The sequence below is a fragment of the Streptomyces sp. NPDC050704 genome (genome assembly GCF_040654355.1).
GTDB lineage: Bacteria > Actinomycetota > Actinomycetes > Streptomycetales > Streptomycetaceae > Streptomyces.
The window spans coordinates 1-25074 of the sequence record NZ_JBFAHW010000145.1 but is presented as its reverse complement, the minus strand read 5'-3'; the positions used below and the strand labels follow the sequence as shown (position 1 = coordinate 25074).

At 70.3% G+C, this 25074-nt stretch carries 20 protein-coding genes and 1 pseudogene; 12 read left to right on the top strand and 9 right to left on the bottom strand.

Annotation, left to right across the window (positions count from 1 at the left end; genetic code table 11):
• Positions 1 to 278: pseudogene (locus AB0I18_RS45745) on the bottom strand (carbonic anhydrase); the annotation flags it as partial.
• A gap of 392 nt (positions 279 to 670) precedes the next feature.
• On the opposite strand from AB0I18_RS45745, the gene AB0I18_RS45740 reads away from it, so the two are divergent.
• A complete protein-coding gene (locus AB0I18_RS45740) occupies positions 671 to 3613 on the top strand; it encodes a BTAD domain-containing putative transcriptional regulator (protein WP_363111739.1) in 2943 nt (980 codons plus the stop codon).
• A complete protein-coding gene (locus AB0I18_RS45735) occupies positions 3610 to 3798 on the top strand; it encodes a hypothetical protein (protein WP_363111738.1) in 189 nt (62 codons plus the stop codon). Before AB0I18_RS45740 ends, AB0I18_RS45735 begins: the two co-directional genes overlap by 4 nt.
• A 3-nt stretch (positions 3799 to 3801) precedes the next feature.
• Here the strand turns inward: AB0I18_RS45735 and AB0I18_RS45730 are convergent, their stop codons facing one another.
• Complete coding sequence (locus AB0I18_RS45730) at positions 3802 to 4068, bottom strand: hypothetical protein (RefSeq protein ID WP_363111737.1); 267 nt, start codon at positions 4066 to 4068, stop codon at positions 3802 to 3804.
• A 158-nt stretch (positions 4069 to 4226) separates the two neighbouring features.
• Between AB0I18_RS45730 and AB0I18_RS45725 the strand changes: the two genes are divergently transcribed.
• From AB0I18_RS45725 to AB0I18_RS45715, 3 genes are all read left to right on the top strand, one after another.
• Complete coding sequence (locus AB0I18_RS45725; protein WP_363111736.1) at positions 4227 to 4592, top strand: PH domain-containing protein; 366 nt, start codon at positions 4227 to 4229, stop codon at positions 4590 to 4592.
• Between the two features lie 55 nt (positions 4593 to 4647).
• Positions 4648 to 5166, top strand: coding sequence for a glutathione peroxidase (locus tag AB0I18_RS45720; RefSeq protein ID WP_363111735.1), 519 nt, complete (start codon positions 4648 to 4650; stop codon positions 5164 to 5166).
• Between the two features lie 76 nt (positions 5167 to 5242).
• A complete protein-coding gene (locus AB0I18_RS45715; protein ID WP_363111734.1) occupies positions 5243 to 6121 on the top strand; it encodes a MerR family transcriptional regulator in 879 nt (292 codons plus the stop codon).
• Between the two features lie 16 nt (positions 6122 to 6137).
• Here the strand turns inward: AB0I18_RS45715 and AB0I18_RS45710 are convergent, their stop codons facing one another.
• From AB0I18_RS45710 to AB0I18_RS45700, 3 genes are all read right to left on the bottom strand, one after another.
• Positions 6138 to 6578: an ALF repeat-containing protein gene (locus AB0I18_RS45710; RefSeq protein ID WP_363111733.1), complete on the bottom strand. Its 441-nt coding sequence runs from the start codon at positions 6576 to 6578 to the stop codon at positions 6138 to 6140.
• A gap of 234 nt (positions 6579 to 6812) precedes the next feature.
• The gene (locus AB0I18_RS45705; protein WP_363111732.1) at positions 6813 to 8945 is read right to left on the bottom strand and encodes an MFS transporter; all 2133 of its coding nucleotides are present in this window, start codon (positions 8943 to 8945) and stop codon (positions 6813 to 6815) included.
• Between the two features lie 165 nt (positions 8946 to 9110).
• Positions 9111 to 11975, bottom strand: coding sequence for a D-alanyl-D-alanine carboxypeptidase (locus AB0I18_RS45700; protein ID WP_363111731.1), 2865 nt, complete (start codon positions 11973 to 11975; stop codon positions 9111 to 9113).
• 239 nt (positions 11976 to 12214) lie between these two features.
• Here AB0I18_RS45700 and AB0I18_RS45695 point away from each other — a divergent pair, with 239 nt between their 5' ends.
• The 4 genes from AB0I18_RS45695 to AB0I18_RS45680 all read left to right on the top strand — a co-directional run bounded on the left by AB0I18_RS45695 (position 12215) and on the right by AB0I18_RS45680 (position 16247).
• Positions 12215 to 12970 carry a GPP34 family phosphoprotein gene (locus AB0I18_RS45695; RefSeq protein ID WP_363111730.1) on the top strand — a complete coding sequence of 252 codons (756 nt, stop codon included), beginning with the start codon at positions 12215 to 12217 and terminating at the stop codon, positions 12968 to 12970.
• A 465-nt stretch (positions 12971 to 13435) separates the two neighbouring features.
• The gene (locus AB0I18_RS45690; RefSeq protein ID WP_363111729.1) at positions 13436 to 14293 is read left to right on the top strand and encodes a helix-turn-helix transcriptional regulator; all 858 of its coding nucleotides are present in this window, start codon (positions 13436 to 13438) and stop codon (positions 14291 to 14293) included.
• 298 nt (positions 14294 to 14591) lie between these two features.
• Positions 14592 to 14792 carry a DUF397 domain-containing protein gene (locus tag AB0I18_RS45685; protein WP_363111728.1) on the top strand — a complete coding sequence of 67 codons (201 nt, stop codon included), beginning with the start codon at positions 14592 to 14594 and terminating at the stop codon, positions 14790 to 14792.
• 300 nt (positions 14793 to 15092) lie between these two features.
• Entirely contained in the window at positions 15093 to 16247 is a 1155-nt protein-coding gene (locus AB0I18_RS45680; RefSeq protein WP_363111727.1) for an ADP-ribosylglycohydrolase family protein, read from the top strand.
• 80 nt (positions 16248 to 16327) lie between these two features.
• Here the strand turns inward: AB0I18_RS45680 and AB0I18_RS45675 are convergent, their stop codons facing one another.
• Positions 16328 to 17902, bottom strand: a complete 1575-nt coding sequence (locus AB0I18_RS45675) for a sodium:solute symporter family protein (protein ID WP_363111726.1) — start codon at positions 17900 to 17902, stop codon at positions 16328 to 16330.
• 143 nt (positions 17903 to 18045) lie between these two features.
• Positions 18046 to 18831: an SDR family oxidoreductase gene (locus AB0I18_RS45670; protein WP_363111725.1), complete on the bottom strand. Its 786-nt coding sequence runs from the start codon at positions 18829 to 18831 to the stop codon at positions 18046 to 18048.
• Between the two features lie 94 nt (positions 18832 to 18925).
• Here AB0I18_RS45670 and AB0I18_RS45665 point away from each other — a divergent pair, with 94 nt between their 5' ends.
• Positions 18926 to 19777, top strand: coding sequence for a hypothetical protein (locus AB0I18_RS45665; RefSeq protein WP_363111724.1), 852 nt, complete (start codon positions 18926 to 18928; stop codon positions 19775 to 19777).
• On the opposite strand, the gene AB0I18_RS45660 is transcribed toward AB0I18_RS45665, so the two are convergent.
• Positions 19728 to 22571, bottom strand: a complete 2844-nt coding sequence (locus AB0I18_RS45660; RefSeq protein ID WP_363111723.1) for a tetratricopeptide repeat protein — start codon at positions 22569 to 22571, stop codon at positions 19728 to 19730. The two genes, AB0I18_RS45665 and AB0I18_RS45660, sit on opposite strands and share 50 nt — an antisense overlap.
• Before the next feature lie 157 nt (positions 22572 to 22728).
• Here AB0I18_RS45660 and AB0I18_RS45655 point away from each other — a divergent pair, with 157 nt between their 5' ends.
• Positions 22729 to 23244 (top strand): DUF2165 domain-containing protein, encoded by a 516-nt coding sequence (locus tag AB0I18_RS45655; RefSeq protein WP_363111722.1) that lies wholly within the window; start codon positions 22729 to 22731, stop codon positions 23242 to 23244.
• A 335-nt stretch (positions 23245 to 23579) separates the two neighbouring features.
• Positions 23580 to 23879, top strand: coding sequence for a DUF6342 family protein (locus tag AB0I18_RS45650; protein ID WP_363111721.1), 300 nt, complete (start codon positions 23580 to 23582; stop codon positions 23877 to 23879).
• A gap of 359 nt (positions 23880 to 24238) precedes the next feature.
• Here AB0I18_RS45650 and AB0I18_RS45645 read toward each other — a convergent pair whose 3' ends face one another.
• A complete protein-coding gene (locus AB0I18_RS45645; protein WP_363111720.1) occupies positions 24239 to 24622 on the bottom strand; it encodes a hypothetical protein in 384 nt (127 codons plus the stop codon).
• Positions 24623 to 25074: the final 452 nt, after the last annotated feature.

Below are 25074 nucleotides of genomic sequence, written 5' to 3'. Positions count from 1 at the left end.
TCGGCCACGAGATCCCGTCGCTCGGGGTCCCGGTCGGGGTGCTGGAGAGCTCCGTCCACCCAGCGCTTGTTGCCGTCCATCAGCCGTGAGAATGCCGACCAGGGCGCGTCCGGTCGTGCGGCCGCGGCGGGTGAGGGTGTCTTCGCCGCCCCCGCGGCGGCCGGCTTCGGCGCCCCCTCGCTGTCCGACTTCGACGAGCAACCGGTGAGCAGGGCCGCGGTGGCCGCCAGCCCTCCGGTGAGAATGGCCCTGCGCTGAGATTGCAAAGCATCGCGCATAAATCTTCCCCTTCGAGTCTTGTGCGGGATTCGCCCGGCGGAAGCGCGGGTGCTGCCACTCTCGGGAGGGGTCGGTAAGCGCCCGTACAGCACCGATGAAGCGCGGAAGAAGCGTCCGTCCAAATCGCGAAGGGTTATGCGATGTGACGCTGAGTGGCGCGGATAGTCGAAGCGTTCCGGGAGACCACGCGGGAGACCACGTTCGTGTTCCCGCCGCAGCGGGCGGCGGCCGTTCCCCCGGTCAGGGCCGCCGCCCGGCACAGCGCGCCCCTCGGTACTCACCCGCGGCTGAACTCCCGGGTTTCGACGGGCACTTGCAAACCATGGCGGTGCACGCTGCAATGCCAGTGAAATCCTGATGATGCGCGGAACGGGGAGCGGAGGCACCGGGGGTGGGCGCTGGATCTCCTCGACGGCTCCGGCTCGCCGTGCTCGGGCCCGTGCGGGCCTGGCACGACGGCACGCGGCTGGCCCTCGGGCCCGTCCGCCGCCAGGCCGTACTGGCGGCACTGGCGCTGCGGCCGGGGTTCCTGGTGAGCCACGAGCAGTTGCTCGACGGGGTCTGGGGGACCGAGCCGCCGAAGACCGGCCGCAGGGTACTGCCCAGCTATGTCTACGAGTTGCGGCAGGCCCTCGACGCGGCGGGCACCGGCCCCGCACATTCGGTGATCCGCGGCGAAGGAGGCGGGTACCGCCTCGTCGTCGACGGGATCCAGCTCGATGTGACGGAGCTGGCCGAGCAGGTCGACGGCGGCCGGCGCGCGAAGGCGGCCGGCGATCCGGCCACCGCGGTGGACCGGTTGTCGCGGGCGCTCGCCCTGTTCGACGGCGAGCCGTTGGCCGGGCTGCCAGGACCGTTCGCCGACGTCGAACGGCGGCGGCTCCTTGAGCGCCTGCGCACGGTTCGGGTGGAACGGCTGGAGTGCCTGCTCCTGCTCGGCCGGTTCGCCGACGTCCTGGACGACCTCGCCACCCTGTCGGTGTCCAGTCCGTACGACGAGTCGCTGGTGGCGTTGCGCATGCGTGCCCTGTACGGCAGCGAACGCCAGGCGGAGGCGCTGACCGTCCATCAGGACATGTGCGAGCGCCTGCGCGACGAGCTCGGGGTCGACCCCGGTGACGAACTCCGCCGCGTCCATGAAGCGGTGCTGCGCCGGGACGACGAGCGCCTCCTCGGTCCGGCCGCGGCGCGCTCCTCCTCCGCTGCCGCTCCTCCCGACCGGCCCCGGCCGCCCGGCCGCGCGGTCAACGACCTGCCGGGCGACGCCGGCCACCTGACCGGGCGGGAGGCCGAGCTCGCGCAGCTGACCGCGCCTGCCGCGCCCGGAGCCGTGTCGATCGTGACGGTGGACGGTACGGCCGGCGTCGGCAAGACCGCGCTCGTCGTACGCGCGGCCCGTGAGCTCAGTGCCGACTACCCGGACGGCTGCCTCTTCGTGGACCTGCGCGCCCACAGCACACAGCGGCGGCAGTCGCCGGAACAGGCGTTACAGCGCCTGATGCGCTCCCTCGGCGTGGCTGGCGGCGAGCTGCCGAGCGACCTCGACGAACTCACCGCCGCCTGGCGCGCCGCGACCAGTCCGCTACGACTGCTCCTCGTCCTGGACGACGCCCTGGACGCCGACCAGATACGACCGCTGCTGCCGGCCGGAGCGGGCAGCAGGGTGCTGGTGGCCGGGCGACGACGACTGGCCGACCTGGACGCCGACCGACGGGTCACCCTGGAGCCCCTGGCGAGCGGGGACGCGGTGTCCCTGCTCACGCACATCATCGGAGCGGAGCGCGCGAGCAGGGAGCAGGCGGCGACGCATCAGCTGGTGGGGCTGTGCGCCGGTCTGCCGCTGGCCCTGCGCATCGCCGGGTCGCGGCTGCAGAACCGCGACACCTGGACGGTGGGGTACCTGGTGAGCCGGATGGCGGGCGACGAGCACCGCCTCGGCGAACTGAGGGTCGGGGACCGCAGCGTGGAGACGGCCTTCCGCCTGTCGTACGACCAGCTCGCACCCGAGCAGCAGCGCGGGTTCCGTGCGCTGGGGCTCGCGCCGACGGTCGAGTTCGACGTGCTGACGGCGGCGACCATGCTCGACCGGCCGTCGCACGACACCGAGCGGATCCTGGAGAGCCTGGTCGACACGAGTCTGCTGCAGCAGCCGCGGCCCGGCCGCTACCGCCTGCACGACCTCGTCCGCGTGCACGCCCGACGCGTCGCGGAAGCCACGCCCGCCGAAGCCGCCGCCGCGCGCACGGCCGCACTCCGCCTCTATCTCGACGCGGGCCGGGTCACCAGTGACTGGGGCCCCGCCGGTTTTCCCACCGGACCCCGACCCGCCGGACCGCAGCCCACCGAACCCCAGCTCGCCGGCGCACCGTTCAGGCGCTGGCAGGACGCGGAGGCCTGGCTGGACGCGGCCGGTGGAGAACTCGCCGACGTCGTCGGGTACGCCGCCGCCCTCGGCGAGGCGGACTACGCCTGCTGGATCGCCGAGGCGCTGTGCGACTACCTCATCCGGCAGGGCCGCTACCACGAGTCCCAGACGGCTCTGGAGCTCGCCCTCGCGCACGTGGACGACGCCACCGACCGGCGGATGGCCGCCGCGTTGCGGAACTGCCTCGGCTACACCGCCGTGGACCAACGCCGGTACCGGCAGGCCCGCACGTACCACGCCGAGGCACTGGACCTCAGTCGGCACCGCCCCGACCCGTACGAAGAGGCCCGGGCGCTCGCCGGTCTCGGCTCTCTCGACCTGAGCGCGGGCGACAGCGACCGGGCGATCGTCCGGGCCACCGCGGCGGTGGACCTGTCCCGGCGGCTGGGCAACGACTGGGTCACCTCGATGGCACTCGTCATCGTCGGCCTCGCCCACCAGTCCGAGGGACGGAACGAGGAGGCGCTGGCCTGCTTCGCCTCCGCCCAGACCCACGCCGAGACGGACGGCAGACCGCGCACCCTCGGCAGGACCCTGACCTGCGCCGCCGACGCCCACCTCCGCCTCGGCCGGTACGGTGAGGCCAAGAGCCGGTTCCGTCAGGTGGTCGAACTGGGTCAGCGGGTCGGGGACATCTTCCTCTGCGCGCGCAGCCTGACCCGGCTGGGCACGGCCGAGCGGGGCGAGGGGAACCCGGGCGCGGCCATCGCCCTCCACCACCAGGCCCTCCTGCAGCACCGGTTGCTGTCCCCCATCACCGACCCCGGCTACCACTGGCTGGAGATGGACATCCGCAGCCGACTGGGCCACGCCTACCTGTCGACAGGCCGCGCCCGCGAGGCGCACGAGCAGTTCCAGGCCGTACTCGGCGTGCCCGGACGGAGAGGCGCAGGGGCGGAGGGGCAGTGAGCAGACGACGTTACGTGGCCAGAGGTGTGCCGGGTGGGTACCGCATCTGGGACAACAGAGGGCGCCGGTGGTGGGGTGATCTGTACGAGCTCTGTCCCGACGATCTACTCACCGAGCTCAACGGTCAGGCGGACAGCCAGAAGATCACGGCTCTGCTCAAGCGGTACCGGGCCCAGAAGCGTTAGCCCTCAGTACGGCGCCGGCATGTCGTGGGCTTCCAGTGCGGCCGAGTAGCGGTTCAGCAGGGTGTCCAGGCTGGCCAGGAGGACGCCGGCGGACTCCCGGGCGTCGGTGAGGTCGCCCTGTTCGCAGGCCTTCACCAGCTCGGCCACATCGCTGCGGAGGATGTGGAGTGAGTCCCCCTGGATCAGTACGCCGGGGAATCTGCGGCCGGGCAGGCGCACCACCGCATCGCTCCCGCCATCCGTGAACAGCTCCGCCTCGATACGCTCCATGGGTCCATCCAACCGGACATCGCCGACCGACATCAATGGCGTGGGACATCAACGGCGTTGGAAGGCCGGCGCGAGGTGCGACAATCAGGTGAATTCGTACGGCTTCGGCCACGGCTTCAGTTACGGCCACGACCTGCGACACGACTTGGGGGCCCGGCATGGCGTTGTTCGGGAACGCGCACACTGTCGATCCGGCGAAAGCCCAGCATGACTACGCGCGGCTGCTCGGGCAGGACGAGCAGGTGTACGCCGCGTACCTGCTGATACGCGACACCATCCTCTTCACCGACCGCCGTCTCATCCTGATCGACAAGCAGGGGATCACCGGCAAGAAGGTGGAGTACCACTCCGTCCCGTACCGCAGCATCACCCACTTCTCCGTCGAGACCGCCGGTCACTTCGACCTCGACGCCGAGCTGAAGATCTGGATCTCCGGGACGTCCATGCCGATAGAGAAGACGTTCACCAAGGGCGTGGACATCTACGAAGTCCAGGCGATCCTCACGCAGTTCGTGGCGCGATAGCCGTACGGCCCAGGGCGCCGCACCTCCGCCTTCGCGCCGGAGTTAGCATCCGTTTATGACTACTACTGACAACTCCGGTACCTCTGACGCCTCCGTTCTCGACGTCGGCATCGACGCCCTGCAGGGCGGTTCGGCGGACCTCGGCCAGTACAAGGGCAAGGCCGTACTCATCGTGAACGTGGCTTCCAAGTGCGGCCTCACCCCGCAGTACGGCGGCCTGGAGCGGCTGCACGAGCGGTACGCCGCACAGGGCTTCACCGTGCTCGGCGTGCCCTGCAACCAGTTCATGGGCCAGGAGCCCGGCACCTCCGAGGAGATCGCGGAGTTCTGCTCGGCGACGTACGGCGTGACCTTCCCGATGACCGAGAAGGTCGAGGTGAACGGGGAGGGCCGGCACGCGCTCTACGAGCGGCTCGTGACGACCGCCGACGCCGAGGGGCACAGCGGCGACATCCGCTGGAACTTCGAGAAGTTCCTGATCGGCCCGGACGGCACGGTGGCCGCCCGCTTCTCGCCGCAGACCGAGCCGGAGTCGGCCGAGGTCGTCGCCGCCGTGGAGAGCGCCATCGCCTAGCTCGTTCCGGGACGACCCGTTGACCTTGCCCCTGGGGCAGGGGGCAGCGTCCTTCCCGCCGGGCGGAGGGCGCCCGGTGACGGAGGATGACGTAGGGGATGACGTGGCGGACGAGGATCTGCTGACGATCGGTGCCTTCGCCGCCCGTGCGCGGCTGTCGGCGAAGGCCCTGCGGCTGTACGACCGCCTGGGGCTGCTGACGCCCGCGTACGTCGACGAGGTCAGCGGTTACCGCTACTACCGCGCGGGCCAGGCCGAGCGCGCCCGCACGGTGGCGCTCCTGCGCCGGCTCGACATGCCGCTCGCCCTGATCGCCGAGGTGGTCGAACTGGGCGGCACCGGGGCCGCCGACCGCGTCGCCGGGTACTGGGCGGACGTCGAGGAGCGGATCGCGAGTCAGCGCACCCTGGTCGAGTACCTCCGTGGACGCCTTTCCGGAAGGAGTTCCGCGATGTACGGGAAGTTCGTGGTCGAGACGGTCGAAGTGCCGGAGCAGGTGGTGCTGACACAGACGCGGCACACGCTGGCGGACGAGTTGCCGATGTGGATCGGGGCGTCGCTTGGACGCCTGGAGGAGGGCGCGAAGGCCTCCGGCGGGCTCAACGGGGTGCCCTTCGTCGTCTACCACGCCGAGGTGTCGACGGAGAGCGACGGGCCCGCGGAGTCCTGCGTGCCGGTCGTCGACGAGGCCGCGGCGCGGGTGTGGGCGGCCGAGCACGGGCGGGCCTGGGAGACGAAGGTCCGCGTGGAGCCCGCGCGGCGGCTCGCCTACACCCGTATCGCCAAGGCCCAGGTGGCCCATCCGCAGATCATCGCCGCGTTCGAGGCGGTCGAGGAGTGGATCGCCGCACAGGGCCTCGCATACGCGGGCCCCTGCCGCGAGATCTACTTCACTGACTGGGCCGCCGCGGGCCCGGCGGACCCGGTCTGCGACGTGGCGTTCCCGATCGCGTGAACTGACGGCGACGGACCTATCCGTCCACCTCGTACTGCCCGACCTCCAGGAAGTACCGCAGCTCCTCCGGCGTACCGTCGATGACCTCCTCGGCAGCCGCACGGAGGGCGTCGCCGATGGCCGGGTCGGCCAGGATGCGGGCGACGGCGACGCGGTCGTCCTCGGCCTGGGCGAGACGGTGGCCGGTCTCCAGGAAAGCGCGCATGTCCTCCACGCTGCCGTCGAGGGCCTTGTTGGCCTCTCGCACGACCGCCCTGCCGGAGTCCTCGTCCCCCAGGATGCGGGCGATGGCGACGCGGAGGTCGTCCTCCGACATCTCGTCGACCGGGGTCCCGGTCGTCGCCGTCACGGTCGTCGCCGCGGCCGGCGAGTCGGTGGCGGACGCCGGGGCGGTGAAGAGGAGTGCGGGCGTCAGGGCGGTCGCGGCGATCAGCAGGGCAGCGCGGGTCGGTCTCATGGGTGGTTGCCTCCGTGGTCGAGCGGTCGGTGCGAAGATCCTCGCCGCTGTACGGCACCGAAATCACTGCCGGGAGTCGGCAGTCTTCGTCGACTCCCGCTGCCGTCAGCGAACCCGCGGAGCACCCCACCAAACGGACCGAGCACCCCCGTCAAACCGGCGGAGCACCACCCACCGAACCAGCCGAGCACGCCCGTCAAACGGACCGAGCACCCTCACCGACCCCACGGAACGTCACCCGTCCGTCCCGCGCACCGCCTCCCGCATCTCCTCGGGGCATCCTGTGCCGCGAGGCAGCTGGTAAGGCGCCGCCAGGCGGTACGTGCCGGGCCGCGGCGCGAGCAGCTCCGTCCACTTGTCGCCCTTCGCGTCCTCTTCCGTCTCCATGAGGCAGCCGTTGACGTTGTCGAACGTCTTCGGGGAGTCGTCATCGTCGTCCCGCCGCTTGGACTCCTCGGTCTCCTGGGGCGGCTTCACGCTCTTGCCCTCGGCGTCGACGAGGCCGAGCCACGGCGAGTACGGCATGCGGATGAGCACCCGGCCCGCCTTCTTCACCTCGATCGTCAGCTCGTCCTGGCCGGCCCGGTCGACGACGGCGGGCGGGTCGGCCATCGGGGTGGGATCGGTGACCTTGAAGAGCTGCCAGTTGGCGTCGCCCCAGACCTGCTTCAGGTACGGCATCCCGCGCTGCACCAGCTCCCGCTCGCGCTCGCCGCCGTCGCCGTCCGGTTCGCCCTTGGGGACGACGACGTAGTGGACGGCCCAGCGCTGCAGCCACTCGTGGTAGTTCGCGGAGTTGAGGGTGTCGTCGTAGAAGAGGGGGTTGCGTTCCATGTCCGCCTGGCGGTTCCAGCCCCGGGCGAGGTTGACGTACGGGGCGAGGGCGGACGCCTCGCGGTGCGAGCGGGCCGGTACGACCTCCACGCGGCCCTTCTCAGCACCGACCACCTGGAGCTGGTTGACCAGCGGGGCCAGTTCGCGCGCCCAGGACGCTTCCGGCGTCGTGTGGATGACGTCGTCCACCGCCTTGTAGCCGATCCAGGTGACGAATCCGGCGAAGGCCACCACGATCGCGTACCACTTGCGTGAGCGCGGCACCGCGAACGGCAGCGCGGCGAGCAGCGTGACGCCCGCGAAGAGCATCGCGAGGCGGCTGATGTTGGAGCCGATCTGCGAGCTGATCAGCCAGACGAGCAGGACGGCGAGCCCGTACACCGCCGCCGTGATCCGGACGGTCTTCCACTCCTTGGGTACGAGGAAGTAGACGAACCCCGCGTATATGAAGGGCAGCGAGGCCGAGCCGATCATCATCGGCTGCGTGCCGGAGAAGGGGAACAGCCAGGCGGAGACGCCCACGACCATGGCCGGGGCGATGCCCAGCGCGTACGCGCCCGGGCGGCGCTTCTGCAGGAAGAGCGCCACGGCGACCAGGCCCACGAAGAGCCCGGCCACGGGAGACGCGGCGGTCGCGATCGCCGCGAGGGGGGCGGCGCACAGGGCCTTGGCCCAGCGCTTGTAGCGCCAGCGGTGGGGCCAGCAGAAGACGACCGCGGCGGCGCCGAGCCCGAAGACCATGCCGAGCCCGTAGGTCACGCGTCCTGACGCGGCGTTGCAAAGAAGTGCGAACACTCCGGCGAGAGCCGCCCACACGGGATTCCGTACGGCTCTGCTCCGGATGAGGATCAGCATGAGCAGCCCGGCGGAGATCGTCCCCGCGATCATCATCGTCGTCCGCACACCGAGCACGGACATCAGATACGGGGACACCACGCTGTACGACACCGGGTGCATCCCGCCGTACCAGGCCAGGTTGTACGCCGAGTCCGGATGCCGCCCGACGAACTCGGCCCACGCGTCCTGCGCCGCGAGGTCGCCCCCGCTGTTCGCGAACGTGAAGAACCAGATGACGTGCAGGACACCGGAGAGGGCGGTGGCGAGGGCTACCGGGTGACGGCCGACGAAGCGGGTGAAAGCGTTCGGAGCCGGAGCCGGAGGTGGAGCTGAGGCTGGGGCTGGGGCCGGGGTCGGCGTGCTGGTGACGGATGCGGGCGGGTCGTCGTGACCACGACCGTGACCGCGACCACGGTCGCCTTGGCCGTCCCGGCCGCCCTCGTCTTCCCGGCCGACGTGGTCGTCCTGGTCGTCCCGGCCGGCGTGGTCGTCCTCGTCCGCCCCGCCGCCCTTGTGCGGCTGCGGCTCGGTCTCACGGTCGTCGTCGCGCGGGTCCCGGGACCCGGAGCTCCCCTGATCCTGGCCTTCGCCGGATCTCCCGTGGCCGTCAAGGTGACGTGCGCGCACGTGTATTCGCCCGCCGGCCCTTCGGCTCGGCTCGGCGTCGTCGGCGTGCTTCGGCTCCGCTGTCGCCACGTGAAGGCACTCCCGTGTCCCGTTGTTTCGCTCTCCGGCCGGGCCCCGCGGCGGGCGACCTGCCCCTTCTTGCGACGCTAGCACGCACCCCGTCGGGGAGCGCCGGGGCGGTCGCCCGATGGGGTGCGGCCGGCTTGTCGGTGAACCGGTGTGTACGTGCCGCCGTCAGCCGACCCGGGTCAGCTTGGCTCCGTAGCCGGGCTCGGTCAGGTCCGACTGGAGCGCGACCGGCACCTCGACGGCGTCGCCCGTGCCGTCACCGACGCTCAGCGAACCGACCTTGGTTCCCGCCTTCGCCTCGTGCGGAATCGTCGTACCGTCCTCGCTCAGGTTCAGCTTGACGGTCTTTCCGGCCCAGCCCACCGCGGAGACGTCCTTGGTGGCGACGACCGGCGTCTGCCCGCCGAGCCCGTCGTCCACATACCCCACGACGTCACCCTTCTTCAGGATCTTCCGCGAGGTCAGCGCCTCCTGGGCGGCGACCATCGCGGTCTTGCTGACCGCGTTGACGGTGTCGATGATCGGCGGCTTGTGCTGGCCGAGGATCGCGCCGACGACGGTGACGGTCTCGCCGCCGACCTCCTGGGTCCCGGCGAACAGCAGGTTGCCGCCGGCCGCGGTGGTGGTGCCGGTCTTGATGCCGATGGCGTTGTTGTACGGGACGAGGCGGTTGTAGTTGTTCCACTTCCGGCCGGACGGGTCGACCCAGGACGGCAGTTTGGTGATGTCCGTCAGCGCCGGCATCTTCACCAGCTCGTTGCCGAGCTTCACCTGGTCCTCGGCGGTGGAGACGGTGGTCTCCTTCAGTCCTGACGGGTCGGTGTACGTCGTGTCGTCCATGCCGAGTTCCTTGGCGGCGTCGTTCATCTTCTTGACGAACGCCTCCTCGGAACCGTCGGAGTCCCAACGGGCCAGCAGCCGGGCGACGTTGTTCGCCGAGGGGATCATGATGGCCTCGATGGCCTGCTTCTCGGTGAGGGTGTCGCCCTCCTTGATGGTGTTGAGGGTCGACTCGCCGTCCTTGTCGTAACCGCCCTCCGTCTCGGCCTTCTTGTCGACGGGGATCCGCTTGCCCTCCTCGCCGGACTTCATCGGGTGGTCCTTGAGGATCACGTACGCAGTCATGGCCTTGGCGACCGAGCCGATCGCGACGGGCTTCTGCTCGCCGAAGTCGTCGACGGTGCCGATGCCGTTCACGTCCAGCCAGCCCTGGCCCTCGTCGGGCCACGGCAGGGCGACCTTCCCGCCCTCGAAGGCGTACGACTCGTCGGCGGTCAGCGTCAGCGCGGGTGCCGGCAACGGGCGTACGGCCTGTACGACTGCAAACACCACGGCCAGCAGGAGTACCAGGGGCGTCCAGATCTTGACCCGGCGCACGATCGTCCGCACCGGGGTCTCCCGGGGCGGCGGTGTGTTCGTCAGCTCCGCCAGGAGGTCCAACGGCGGCTTCGGCGGCAGGGGTTGCTGAGTCGTGCGCTCCGGCCCGACCTGCGGAATGGCGGCGGTCTCGGAGGCCGGCGGAACCGCCGGTGGAGCGGTCGGCCCCGACTTCGGCGGCGCGGGCTCGTCGAGCGGCTTGAGGGCCACGAATTTGCTGGTGCGCTCCGCTGCGGACGGCTCCTTGGCGGCGGCACCCTTGTCCGACTCGGCGTCCGACTCGGCATCCGGCCGGACGTCCGCCCCGGCCCCGGGCTTCTCGCCCGCCTTGCCGTCGTCCGCCTTGTCGGCCGGCCTGGCGTCGCCCAGCTTGAGCATGGTCGTGGGCTGGTCCACGGCGGCCGGCCGCACCTTGAAGGTGGCGGTGGGCTGATCGACGCGGGGCGGCTTGGGGGCGTCCGCGGATGACTCCTCGGCGGAGTCCGCGTCACCGTCGTCCTCGCCGTCGCCGGGGACTTCGTCCACCGGCTCGACGTCCGCCTTCGCGACGGCGCCGGCCTTCGGCTCGTCCCGCGGCTCGTCCTCGGGCCCGCCCTCGACGTCAGCGCTGCCGTCGGTCTCCGCGTCGGCCGTGGGCCGGTCGCCCTCGGAGTCCTCCGCGTCGACGGAAGCGTCGTCCTCGGCCGGGGCCCCCGCCGGGGCGGCACTCTCCGGCTCGGAGCCCGCGTCCGATTCGTCGTCAACGGCGTCCACGTCGGTGCCGGTGTCCGCGTCAGCCTCGACCTCGGCCTCCGGAGAGGCGTCGGTCTCAGGCGAGGCGTCGGTCTCCGACTCGGATCCACCGTCGCCCTCGTCACCGCCCGAGCCTGCACCGGCGCCGGACCCCTCCGCGTCGGAGACATCCTCCGCAGCGGCATCGTCCGAGCCTTCAACGTCATCCGAGACCTCGGCGCTGTCCGAGGCACCCGAGACCCCGCCCTCGCCCGCGACCTCCGGAGAGGCGTCGGTCTCCGACTCGGAGCCACCGTCACCCTCGTCGCTCTCGTCACCGTCCGAGCCGTCGCCCAAGTCGGTGCCGTCGCCGTCGGCGCCCTCCCTCTCGGAGGTGCCCTCTACGGCGTCCGGGGCCGCCTCGGCGGCCGCGCCGTCGGTCCGGGCCTCGCCATCGTCATCGCCGCCGGCCTCAGAGGGCCTCTCAGGCGTCTCCTCGCCCGCCACGGCGACCCAGGCCGCCACGGCCTCCCGCAGGCGCCCGTCACCGCCCTCGGTGCCCTCCACGGAGCCCTTCCCGGCGCTCGCCGGCTCGGCAGAACCGTCACTTCCGCGCGAACGGGAACCCCCGGCGGCCGAACTCTCCGCGCCTTCAGAGCCTTCAGAGCCTTCGGAGCTTTCGGAGCCCGCAGCACCGTCAGCGCCCTCCGAGCCCTGCGCGCCCTCGGAAGCCCGGGAACCCCCGGACCCCGCCGAACCCGCGGAGCGCTTCGTCGAGAAGACGCCCGTGGCCGTGTCCACGCGGGCCGCCGCCGTCACGGCCTCCCGTGCCACCGCCAGCCGCGGATCCGGAACCGGAGCAGTACCCCCCGGCGTACTCCCCGACGTCGGTTCCGCCGACGACTCGCGCTGCTTCGACCTGTCGGGGGACTCGCCCGCCACCGATGCCTCCTCCGTGCGCCACACTCCGTGCGCCCAACCGAACCATGAACCCGAAAAACCCGTGACACCCGCCCGGAAACCAGTGTCCGAACCGTGTACCAGTGTCCTGTGTGCGGGCTTAACCCCCCTGGTAGACGAGAACGACATATCTACCGGTTCCACTACGAACCGGTCACGCACCCTCGACAGACCAATGTGAGAGGGGTCACCCTGTCATTCATCCACGCGGGGAGGCATGGATGGGCAGGAGCCGCAGAACACTTCCGGAGGAGCTTTTGCTGCTGGCGTTGGACCCGACCACGGGTACCACCGCACAGCCGCAGTCGCTCGACCTCGGCCTGGCCGGAGCACAGCTAGTAGAGCTGGCGCTGGCCGGACGGATAGCCCCAGACGGGGATCGTATCGCCGTGGTGGCCCCACGGCCGACCGGAGATCCGACATTGGACTGTGCGCTGGAACTACTCCGCAGGCGGGGTGCTCCGGTACGCGCAGTGAACTGGATAGGCGGACCCCGACTGGGGTTGCGCCAGACGTATCTATCGCATCTGGAGCGGTGCGGCATGGTGCATGCCGTGGCGGGACAGATGTGCGGGGTGCTTCCGACGACTCGCTACCAAGCGACGGACACGGAGATCAGCCGGGAGATCAGGGCCCGGCTGGACAGTGCGATCCGCACCGGCGTACCGCCGGACCCGCGGACCGCCGCACTGGCCGCGCTGGCGCATGCCGTCGGCTTGGGCAAGCACCTCTACCCGGGGAACGAAGGGCGCTCGTCGCGCTCCCGCCTCCGGGATCTGATCAGGCACGACCCCATGGGCGGACTCGTGGCGCACGCCGTGATGGACGTCCAGAACGGTGTGGCCGCACAGCCACGCCGCAGCCCGGCACCGGCCGGCCGTCAGGTCGCCCCCGGAGCCAGGCCCGCACCGGAGCCCGCCAGGGGTGTTCCGATGCAGCCGCACCGCGGTTCGATGGCGCGCGCCGTGGCTCACTGAGCCGCTGGTCCACGGCACATAGGCACCACCGCACCGCTCGCGGTAACGGCAGTACCTGAGCACCCGCAGTACCAGCAGTACCCGCAGTACAACGCACCGCGCATCACGCAGTCAGCGCCGCACCGCAAGTCCCCAGACCCGGTTCGGGAGCCGCTGGGCCGCGCGGGACAGTGGACCGTACGTCCGGACGACGACACGGCCCACTGTCCCGCGCGGCCGCGTTTCACCGCACAACGCACCACAACACCGCATCACAACACCGCATCACAACACCGCACGACACGCCTCACCACACGCCCCGCCACCGCTCCGGTCCGTTCCGGCCAGGTGGTGCGAGGTGGTGCCAAGTGGCGCGTACGCACGGCATATCCGCTGTTTCCCAGCGGCAGCAAGCACCTTGGTGGCAATCTGCTCAACAGCAGATACGCAAAGTACAGGCAGCAGGCAGCCGGAGGTGCACGTCCCGTGGCGTCCAGTGTCAATCCCACCGTCAGGCGGCGCCGGTTGGGCCAGGAGCTGCGTCGGCTCCGGGAGCTCAAGGGCATGACCGCCGAAGAGGTCGCCGAGCGACTGCTCGTCTCGCAGTCGAAGATCAGCCGCCTGGAGAACGGGCGGCGCAGCATCAGCCAGCGCGATGTCCGCGATCTGTGCGGGGTGTACGAGGTCGAGGACGTCCGGATCGTCGACTCGCTGATGCAGATGGCCAAGGACTCGCGCCAGCAGGGCTGGTGGCACTCCTTCGGCGACATTCCGTACAGCGTCTACATCGGCCTGGAGACGGACGCGGCGAGCCTGCGCGTGTACGACCCGCTGGTCGTCCCGGGGCTGCTGCAGACCCGTCCGTACGCCGAGTCCCTGATCGCGGGCGCGCTCCCGGAGGCCGCTCCCGGCGACATCGACAAGCGCGTCCAGGTACGGCTGCGCCGACAGGAACGTATCTCCGACCTGGAGAACCCCCTGAGACTGTGGGCCGTCCTCGACGAGGCCGCGCTGCGCCGGACCGTCGGCAACAAGCAGGTGATGATCGAGCAGTTGGAGCATCTCGTCGAGATGTCCCACGTGCCGCATGTGACGGTGCAGGTCATCCCGTTCACCATGGGCGCCCATCCCGGCGTCAGCGGGCAGTACGCGATCCTGGAGTTCCCGGACGCCGCCGACTCCAGCGTGGTCTACATCGAGGGCGTCACCAGCGACCTGTACCTGGAGAAGGCGAACGACGTCCAGAAGTACAGCGTCATGTACGAGCACCTCCGGGCCCAGGCGCTGAACGCGGACCAGTCACGCGAGTTCATCGCGGACGTCGCGAAGGACTACGCGCACTGAGGCAGCGCACCGCGGCAACGCACTGCGACGGAGCACTGAGACGGCGGACCGAGACGCTCTTGGCGAGAAAGCGCCGGACAATACACCCTCGCCATGGTCCGGCGGAAGACTCCACCGGTATATGCCATCCAGTCGAGTGAATAGTCGCTTCGTACGCCGATGTTGGCGAGTAGCGTCGATCACGCCAAGGAGCAACGACCTTTGGCGCAATCCGAACCGTGGGTTCCGGAAGGAACCCGCAGCGCGGTGACAGCAACTCGACAACTGGCTGACTCAGCAACTGGCTACCGGAGCGAACATGGCAATCAAGCAGGGCGCCACGGATACGTGGACGAAGTCTTCGTATTCCCAAGGAAACGGCGCATGCGTCGAGGTCAAGTCCCCTGTCCGGACGGCACTGGCCGTCCGCGACTCCAAGGTCACCGACGGTCCCACGCTCGCCTTCCCGGCCGAGTCGTGGAACGCCTTCGTGTCAGAGGTGAGCCGGGGCACCGTCTGACCTCGACGGATGCCTCACGCAGTAAGAGCACCCACCACTGCACTCACCACTGCACCCACCGCATCAACAACTACATCAACAACTTCACAAGCACCACGAAAGAGCCCTCTCGTCTGGTCCGCCGTCCCGGCCGAGGGGGCTCGGCTTTTGCGCGAAATGCCCGCCGACCCCCACCAACCATGACCAGTCCGGCCACTTTTCGCATACCGTTCGCGCCCTCAACCGACCGTTCCCGTTCGATTACAGTGCTGAGCTGTCAGTCGTGCGGGCGGAATCGGAACTGGATCTCAGGAGGCCTCGGTGGGTGCGACAACCGGTGCCGTCTGGGGCCGTGCCGAACAGCAGGACTTCCGCAGCCGGGTGCGCGGCACGCTGCTCGGCGCGGCCGTCGGCGACGCGCTGGGTTCGCCCGTCGGGAGCCTCACCCTGGACGAGATCCGGGAGGCGCACGGGGCGGAGGGGGTCACCGACCTGGCCTTCGGGTACGGCAGGCGCGGGGCCGTCTCGCACCTCACCCAGCTCACGCTCTTCACGATGGACGGCCTGATACGCGCCCAGGTTCGCCGGGACACGGGCGCCTGGCATCCGCCGACGGATCTGCACCGGGCGTATCTGCGGTGGGCGTCCACCCAGCGCGACTGGGGTCCTGACGAGCGCCGCAAGGAGGACGGCTGGCTGGCGCGCGAGGAGTGGCTGTACGCGCGCCGCGACCCCGCCCGCGCCTGTCTGATCGGCCTCGGCGACGAGACGATGGGCACTCTGGAGTGCCCCAAGAACGCCGAGGAGCAGGGCGTCGAGGCCGCGGCCCGCTCCGCGCCCTTCGGGCTGCTCGTCGGCTGGGAGCCGCAGCTCGTGATGCAGCTCGCCGTGGAGTGCGCGGCGCAGACGCACGGGCACCCCACGGCATACCTGGCGGCGGGGGCGTACGCCGTGATCGGGCACGGGCTCGCGCGCGGCGAGAGCCTCGACTCGGCCGTCCAGCGGGCGCTCCAGCTGCTCGCGCCCCGCCCGGGGCACCAGCCCGTCTCGGACGCCCTGCAACAGGCGCTGGGCGCCGTACGGCAGGGCATGCCGACGCCGTCCCGCATCGAGGACCTGGCCGGCGACGGCACGGCGGAGGGGCTGCTCTCGGTCGCCGTCTACTGCGCCCTGGTCGGCGAGGACGCCCGGCACGGCCTGTGTCTCGCGGTGAACCACGGCGGCCCCTCGGCCGCCACCGGTGCCCTCACCGGCGCGCTGCTCGGCGCCCTGCACGGCGAGACGGCCCTGCCGCCGTCCTGGCTGGCCGAGCTGGAGGGCCGCGCCACCATGCTCGTCCTCGCGGACGACTTCGCGATGGAGATGACCCAGGGCCCGGCCCTGCACGGCCCGGCGGGCTCCTCACCGGGCTGGCTGGCCCGCTACCCACGGGGATACGCGGCGCTGCCGGGCGCCACACCGGTCCCGGCGGGCTGACCACCGCCCCTGACAGCACGAAGGGCGACCGCTCCCACCGGAACGGTCGCCCTTCGTCTGCGTACGAAGGTTCAGGCAGGTCAGTCCTTGACCGGCGCCCTCACCACGTCGTCGGCCGACTCCACCGGCTCCGCCGGAACCGGGATCGCCATGGCCGCCGAGCCGCCGTCGTCGCTGTTGATCTTCGCGATGAGCGCGTCCCGTTCGGGGGTGTCCTCCGGCTTCACGTAGCCGATGAGGATGTACAGAACGAGCGAGACCGCGAGCGGGATCGACACCTGGTACTGGAGCGGGACGCCGTTTTCGAGGTTCCAGTCGATCGGGTAGTTGACCAGCCAGAAGGTGAAGAGGCCGACGCCCCAGCTGATCAGCGCCGCCGTCGGGCCGCTCTTGCGGAACCACGGGAGCAGGCCCAGCATCAGCGGGATCGCGATCGGGCCCATCAGACCGGCGACCCACTTGATGACGACGGTGATGATGTCGCCGAAGAAGTCGGAGTTGACCTGGGTCGCGATGGCCATCGACAGGCCGAGGAAGAGCAGCGTGGCCCAGCGGGCGGCCAGCAGCCCCATCCGGGTGTCCCACTCGCGGGCCTTCCGCGAGACGGCGGGCATGATGTCGCGGGTGACGACCGCCGCGATGGCGTTGGCGTCCGACGAGCACATCGCCATCGTGTGAGAGAAGAACCCGACGATGACCAGGCCCAACAGGCCGTGCGGCAGCAGCTGTTCGGCCATCAGGGCGTACGAGTCGGCCGGCACGTCCGTCTTGACGATCAGCGGCGCGACCCACATGGGGAAGAACAGCACCAGCGGCCAGACCAGCCAGAGCACGGCGGACAGGGTGGCCGAGCGCGTGGCCGACTTCGCGGAGTCCGTGGCCATGTAGCGCTGGGCCTGGTTCCACATGCCGCCGTTGTACTCGAAGGTCTTGATGAAGAGATAGGCGACCAGGAAGACCATCTGGTAGTCGCCGGCCAGCGGATCGGAGTGGTTCTTGAGCGCCGGCTCGTCCCAGACGTTCCACAGCGTGCCGAAGCCGTTCAGTTCGACCATGACGGCGACCAGCATCGCGATACCGGCGACGAACTGGATGATGAACTGGCCGAGTTCGGTCAGCGCGTCCGCCCACAGCCCGCCGACCGTGCAGTAGACGGCCGTCACGGCGCCGGTGATGAGGATGCCCGTGTTCAGCGAGACACCGGTGAAGACGGACAACAGGGTCGCGATCGCGGCCCACTTGGCACCCACGTCGACGATCTTCAGCAGTACGCCGGACCAGGCCAGCGCCTGCTGGGTGGGCAGGTTGTAGCGGTTCTTCAGGTACTCCAGCGGCGAGGACACGTGCAGCCGCGAACGCACTCGGTTGAGCCGGGGGGCGAAGGCCTTCGCACCGATCGCGATGCCGATGGCGATGGGCAGTGACCAGGTGACGTAGGAAGTGACGCCGTACGTATAGGCGATGGCCGCGTAGCCCGTGAACATGACCGCGCTGTAGCCGGACATGTGGTGCGAGATGCCCGACAGCCACCACGGCATTTTGCCGCCCGCCGTGAAGAAGTCGCTGACGTTGTCGACCCGTTTGTGGGACCAGACACCGATGGCGACCATCACACCGAAGTAGCCGATGAGCACGGCCCAGTCGAGACCGTTCATGTGTCCCCTCCCAGGGTCGTCAAACGCCCGCTCATCGTGGGTTCGATGGCATGGCGGCGACAACAGCCCGTATGGTCAAGAGGAGGCAAAATAGTTCTGCTCACTGACCTCGGTTCACGTTCCTGAACGCGACGTAAAGGGGGCTACCGCATCAACTCACCGGCATTGACCAGCAAGGACTGCCCGGTGATCGCCCGCGCCCGGTCCGAGGCAAGGAACACCGCGGCGTCCGCCACGTCTCCGTCCGTGGCCAGCTCGGGCAGCGCCATACGACTCGTGAGCCGCCCCCTTACTTCTGCCTCGGGGACGCCCTCGGTATGCGCGGTGAACTTCACGTACGCCTCCACCGGCGGCCCCCACATCCAGCCAGGCAGCACGGTGTTGACCCGGATCCGGTGCGGCCCGAGCTCCCGCGCCAGCGAGTACATCGCGCTGGTCAGCGCCCCCTTGGACGCCGCGTACGCCGCCTGCCGCACCTGGGACGGGGCGGCCACGGACGACTGCGTCCCGACGAAGACCACGGATCCGCCGCGCTCCTTCAGCGCGGGCAGGCAGGCGCGGGTCATCCGCAGCGTGCCGAGCAGGTTCACGTCGAGCACGGTCTGCCAGGTGGCGAAGTCGGCGTCCTCCAGACCGCCGAAGTAGCTGTCCAGGGCGGCCACATGGACCACGGCGTCGATCCGCCCGAACCGCTCCCGCCCGAGCGCCGCCAGCGCCTCGCACCGGCTCTCGTCGGTGATGTCCGTCGCCCGGTACGCCGTGTGCGCGCCGTCCGGGTCCAGCTCGGCGGCGACCTTGGCGAGGTTCGCCTCGGTACGCGCCCCGAGCACGGCGTTGCCCCCGTCGCGCACGACCGCCGCCGCGACCTGGTGACCGAGTCCGGCGCCGACCCCCGAGACGACGACGGTCTTGCCTGCGAGCAGTGACATCGAGGGCCTCCCGGCTCTGGCGGTTGATCTGACGGTCCGTCAGAGTAGGTGCGTCCGGAGGAGGAAGGAAGGCCGCAGGAGGAAGGGAAGCCCCATGCCCGAAGACACACCGACCGACACCCGCAGCGAGGTGTACGCGGAACTGGCCGCCGTCGGCCCGTACGGCGTCCACCCCGGCCACGCCCTGATCACCATGGTCGAGCCGCACCCGGGCCACGAGTACGCGTACAACCGCTGGTACGAGGACGACCACTACTACGCAGGCGCGATGGCCATGCCCTGGATGTACGCCGGCCGCCGCTGGGTGGCGACCAGGGATCTGCAGATCCTCCGCTACCCCGAGAAGTCGGCGGTCGCCCAGCCGGTCACCGCCGGCTGCTACATCACGACGTACTGGGTCACGGACGGCCGCTACGACGACCACATGAAGTGGACCGTCGGCATCAACAAGCGGCTGAACAGGGACGGCCGGGTCTACCAGGACCGCACACACGTCTTCACGGCGTTCCAGGACCACGAGGCGACGGTGTACCGGGACGGGGCCGCCGGGCCGCGCGACTTCCACGCGCTCGACCACCCGTACGCGGGCCTGGTCGTCGAGGTCATCGACGCCGAATCCCCGGCCCAGCGCGCCGAGTTGCTGGAGTGGCTGCGCTCCCGCCACCTCCCGAAACGCCTCGCCGGCTCCCCCGCCGCCATGGTCACGGTCTTCCGGCCGACCCCGCTTCCCGGCGACCGCATGTCGTACGTGAAGCAGGTCGAGGGGGTCGATACGCGGCTGACGCTGCTGTGGTTCCTGGAGGCGGACCCGCGGGAGTGCTGGGATCCGTACTTCACGGGGCTCGACGCTCAGGTCGGTGAATCGGGCCTTGGGCAGGTCGAGTTGGTGGCGCCGTTCATTCCGACGGTGCCGGGGACGGATCGGTACGTGGATCGGTTGCGGTGACGCGCGTCGTCCTGGTGGACAGGAGAGGGAAGAGGGAGTCGTCGGCCTCGGGGTTCCGGTTGCGGAGATCGTCGACCAGGTCGGCCAGTCCGTCCAGGTCGGCGAGGTCGTGGTCGTCGGAGCCACCGAACCGGGGGTCGAGTTCCCTGGCGCGTCCGAGGTCCGCCATCGCCTCACGATCGAGCCCGAGTTCGGCCAGGAGCTGTGCCCGGTGGACGAGGGCCAGCCGGAACCGGGGGTTCAGTTCGAGTGCGCGGTCCAGATCCAGGCGCGCGTCGTCGTACCTGCGCAGGCGGAGCAGCGCCCGGCCCCGGAGCGTGCGGATCCAGGCGTCGTCGGGGCGGAGTTCCGCCGCCCGGTCGGTGTCCGCCAACGCCCGGTCGTCCGCGTCCAGTTGGAGATGGAGCATCGACCGTTGGCAGAGCGCCCAGGGGTAGTCCGGGTTGAGCTCCAGCGCCCGGTCCAGGTCCGCGAGGGCCTCCTCCAGGCGGGCGAGCCGCCGACGGGACGCGCCACGGCTCGCGTACGCCGAGGCGTAGCCGTCGTCCAGGGCGATGGCCCGGTCGTAGTCGGCGACGGCGTCCTCGTGGCGGCCCGCACCGCGCAGGGCGTCTCCCCGCTCGCAGGCCAGCCAGGCCGACTCGGGTTTCAGCGCGACGGCACGGTCCAGGTCCGCGAGCTGCCGCTCCGGGTCGCCGAGAGCCCGCCGCACGCGGGCCCGTCGGGCCAGCGCCCAGGTGTAGTCCGGGTTGAGCTCCAGCGCCCGGTTCAGATCGGCGAGCGCCTCGTCGTACTCACCGAGGCTGTTGCGGGTGGCGCCCCGGGACGCCCAGGGGAAGTCGCGGGCCGGGTCCAGTTCGACGGCCCGGTCCAGGTCCGTGATCGCCGCGACGTGGTGGCCCAGGATCCGGTGGTACTCGCCACGCAGGGAGAGGGTCCGGGCGTCGTCCGGCGCGAGTTCGTGGGCCCGGTCCAGATCGCTGATCCCGGCGGCGTAGTCGCCCGACTCCGCGTGGGTCATGCCCCGGCTGCGCCAGGCCCGCGCCAGCTCCGGGTCGAGCGTGAGGGCCCGGTCGAGTTCCTCCAGCGCCCGCTCGTACGCCCCGCCGTCCCGCAGCGCGCTGCCCCGCACGGCCCGCGCCACCGCCTGGCCCCGCACGTCGAGCCCGGCCCGGTTCAGGAGCAGCCCGAGGCCGTCGACCACTCCCCCGTCCGCGAGCGTTTCCAGCAGCTCGCGCCCCCACTTCGCCACCGCCGGCGCGTCGGTGTCCTCCCCCGCGTCCGCCAGCACCTGCGCCCAGCGCTGGGCGGGGGCGTCACCCCAGTTGCAGGCGTCGACGACATCCCTGAGCACGCCCGGCAACGCGGCACGCGGCCCCGCGCACAGCAGGTGGTACGACTCGGCGAGCCGCAGCTCCCGCCACCCCGCGTCACCCCACAACTCATCGTCGCCCAGCGGGACTTCGGCCTCGGCCCGCCACCCCCCGAACACCTCGGCCAGCCGTACGTGCCGCTCCGCCCACCCCCGCGGGGAATGCCGCCGCTGCAACCTCAGCATCGGCGCTCGTACGACGTCGTGGTACTGCACCCGGTCGCCGCGATCACTCACGAACGGCAGTCCCCGCAGCCAGGCGAACAGTTCGGCGGCCTCCTCCTCGCCGCAGTCCACGACCGCGCGGAAGACGTCCGCGTCCAGCCGTCGGGGCAGCGCGCAGGCCAGGGCGGTCGCCCGGCGTACGGGATCGGGCTCCCACTTCAGGAACCGTTCGACGGCGGTGGCGCTCGGGTCGCCGACATCGTCGGGGTCGGCGGGCCGGCTCTCGGCCAGCGTCGACACGAGCACCGGGAGGCCGCCCGTGAGCCGGAGGACCTCCGCCACGACCGGTTCCGCCACGACGCCCCGGTCGGCGAGCAGCCCGCGTGTCTCCGTCTCCGTGAAGGGCGCCAGCGGCACGTCCGTCACGAAGTCCGCGAGGCCGCCCCAGCGGACGAGGTCGAAGGGACGCTGCCCGGCGGTCACCACCACCACGTTGCCTGGCAGCGCGTCGCCGTACCGCTCGCTCGTCATCACCTCGCGCAGCCAGCCGTCGAGGAAGGACCCGGTCCGCTCGTACGTGTCGAAGAGCAGCACGATCCAGGGCACGGAGGCGGCGGCGTCGGCGAGCTCGCGCAGCAGCACGGGGGTGAGCACGCTCTCCGGCGAGAGCACCAGCTGTACGTCGTCCTGGCTGCGCAGCCGCGCACTGAGCCCGGCCCTCAACCGGTCGGCGCCCTCGGCGAGTTGATGCGCGTCGAGAATCTGGCCGAGCGGGCCCGCACCCGGCAGCAGTCCGATGCCGGCGATCCCCGCACGGGCGACCAGCACGCTCGCCGTCGACGGCCCTTCCTGCGGTTCGGCGGGCTCCAGCGTCGCCACGGACGCCGCCTCCGCCTCGTGCCGGCGCTCGCGGTGCGTGGCCAGCAACCGCTCCAGCTCCTTGAACCGGTGCCCCTGGCGCCCGAGTTGACCGCCGATCACACCCATCGCCTCCGGCACACTGCCGACGACCTCGTCGACGTACACCGTGTGCGCCCCGCACTCCTGGGCGACCTGCTCCAACTCCCGTACGAGGAAGGTCTTTCCGACACCCGCGTTGCCGTGGACGTGGAACAGGAACCGGTGCCGTTCGTCGCGCGGCGACAGGTCGAGGTTCTGGCGGAACGCGGCGCGTTCGGCACCGCGTCCGACGAAGCCCGCCCGCCTGCGCTGCCGGATCAGCTCGGCCATCGACGGCACCGGCTCGGTACGCCCCATCAACTCGCCCCTCCGCCTCTCCCCGGCCCTTCCCGACCTCTTCCCGACCTCTTCCAGGTCGGACCGGCCCCATTCTGGCTCAATCGCACGGCATACGCGGCATACACGGCGCCGACCGGCCGTTGAGCAACAGACCAACAGGAGAGGGGACTTGAGGATGGCGGCAGCACGCGCGCTTCCCATCACGGCGGCTCTGCTCACCGGCACGGTCGCGCTCTACATCACGCTCGTCGCGTTCGGGAACATCACGGACTTCGGCACCAACCAGCAGTTCGTCCAGCACGTTTTGGCCATGGACACGACCTTCAAGGACGACGACCTGATGTGGCGGGCCATCGAGTCCGAGGGCCTTCAGGACGCGGCGTACATCGCGATCATCGTGTGGGAGACGATCGCCGCGCTCGTCCTCATCTGGGCCACGTTCCTGTGGTTCCGGCCCGACCCCGCCCGGGCCCGGCGGACCTCCACCGTCGGCCTGCTGATGCTGATGCTCCTCTTCGGTGCCGGCTTCATCGCCATCGGCGGCGAGTGGTTCGCCATGTGGCAGTCGGAGGACTGGAACGGGCTGGACGCGGCGATGCGGGTGTTCCTGCTGAGCGCTGTCGTACTCGTGGTCATCCATCTTCCGGTGGACCGGTCCGGGGCGGTTTCCGGCAGGGGCACGACCGGCTAGCCAGGGCATGTCCGACGGGTCGGCGAGCGGAGTTCAGCCCGCCTTCCACTCCTGCACGTCGAACAGGCATGTGGCTCTTTCCTAGCAAAATTCCCTGAAGTTCGCCAAAGCACCATTCCTGATGATCCAGAAAAATAGTACTTACGCGGCTCTATGCCGACAGGTAGTCAAACTGCGTATATTACCAACCCGTTCGGGTGACGCCGTATGTCACCCGAACGGGGAAGATCTTCCATTGGGGAGCGGGCGCGTCTTGTTCGGGCTGCAAGCACGGAACGACGCGGTTGCGGCCCGTGAGAAGAGATACGGCCCGCCGGGACTCGAGAGGAAGCCTCATGGCTGATATTGACCTCGGACTGGCGACGGACTGGGATGAGGGCGACACCCACGGCCGCGTCAAGCTGCGGCCGAACCAGGTCTACCCGAACTCTCCCAAGAAGGACGTGCTCATCAGCTCGCCGGTGAGCATCGAGCTGGCCGTGAACACGAACATGTCCACCTCTCAGGAGGCGGACAAGATCTACTTCACGACCTACCACGGCCGCACGAAGAAGATCATCGCGGTACTCGACTCCGTCGGCAACCTGTACATCGCCGGTCGTCTGATCACCGAGCAGAAGGATCTCTCGTACTGAGGACCGTCCGGCGCGTCAGGAGCGGGGCACGGTTGACCAGCCGCTCGACTTCGCTCCTACGGGCATAGAGCCGGGTTCAAAAGCCGGTGGGCCTGCCGCCGTCGCTGCCACAGCGTTGGCGGTGGGCCTGCTGGGAACGCGTGCAGCACACGGCCCCGAGACGTGCGACACGACGTCTCGGGGCTGCGCGGCTACTCGTGGAACCGCCGAACGATCACGTTGTCGAACCCGGCACTGTGCGGCCCGCCTCGCCCGGTGTCGTTTCCGGTGAAAGAGCTCAAGGGTCTGGGTCAGAGACCTCACCCGGACCACCCGATGGTCACGAACCGACACTCACCCTTGATTGCCCTCAATTGCCCTCAATCGCCCACGGGGATGTTGCGCTTGTCGCCGCACAAGTCGAGCGCGTTGTTCCTGTCCTCGCACATCTGGATCCACTTGACCTTCTTGGCGTTCACCGATCCGCGGGCGCACCCGTCGAGGCTCTCGGTGTCCGTGAGCCTGCCGGTCCCGCCGAGCCCCTCGTACGCGATCTTCAAGTAGGCGTCGTTCCTGTCGTCCTCGTAGTCGCACGCGGTGATGGCGCCGTCGTCCCAGAGCCGCCCGCTGTCGTCGCCCTTGGTGACCTTGTAAACGGTCGCGGCACTGGCCGTGCTTGCCAGCCCGCCGATGAGCAGGCCGACTGTCGCCGCGCTCACGGCGAGGGCCCGGAGCACCGGGCTGCCCCCGTTGGTGTTCCCCATGGTGATCCCCCTTCAGATGGTGGATACCCGACCGCGGAACGACCCCTTCTCAGCGCCGGCCCGCGGTCGGGTTGCTTCGTGCGCATCAGCCTCGCTGGACACCGGGTCAACGTGAACCTGAAAGATTTCAGGTTGCGCGGCACGCCATCGGCGCGGCTGGGAACTCGCTCTCCGGACCTCCGGACAGGAACTGTCCACGGCGTTGTGCCACCTGACGAGGGGGGATATCCACAGTGCGCCTCGGGGTGTCCGGCACACCCCGTTCCGGCACTCAACCCTATTTCGGGGGCCGTTGGGCCGCCCATAGCGTCAAGGTATGACGAAGAACAATGTGGTGGGCGATGACGGTGTCGGGCATGGGAACACGACGCGCAGAGGTGTGCTGCTGGGGCTCGGCCTCGCCGCGGGTGGCACCGTCCTCGGCGTGGGCACGGGCGCGACCGTAGAGCACA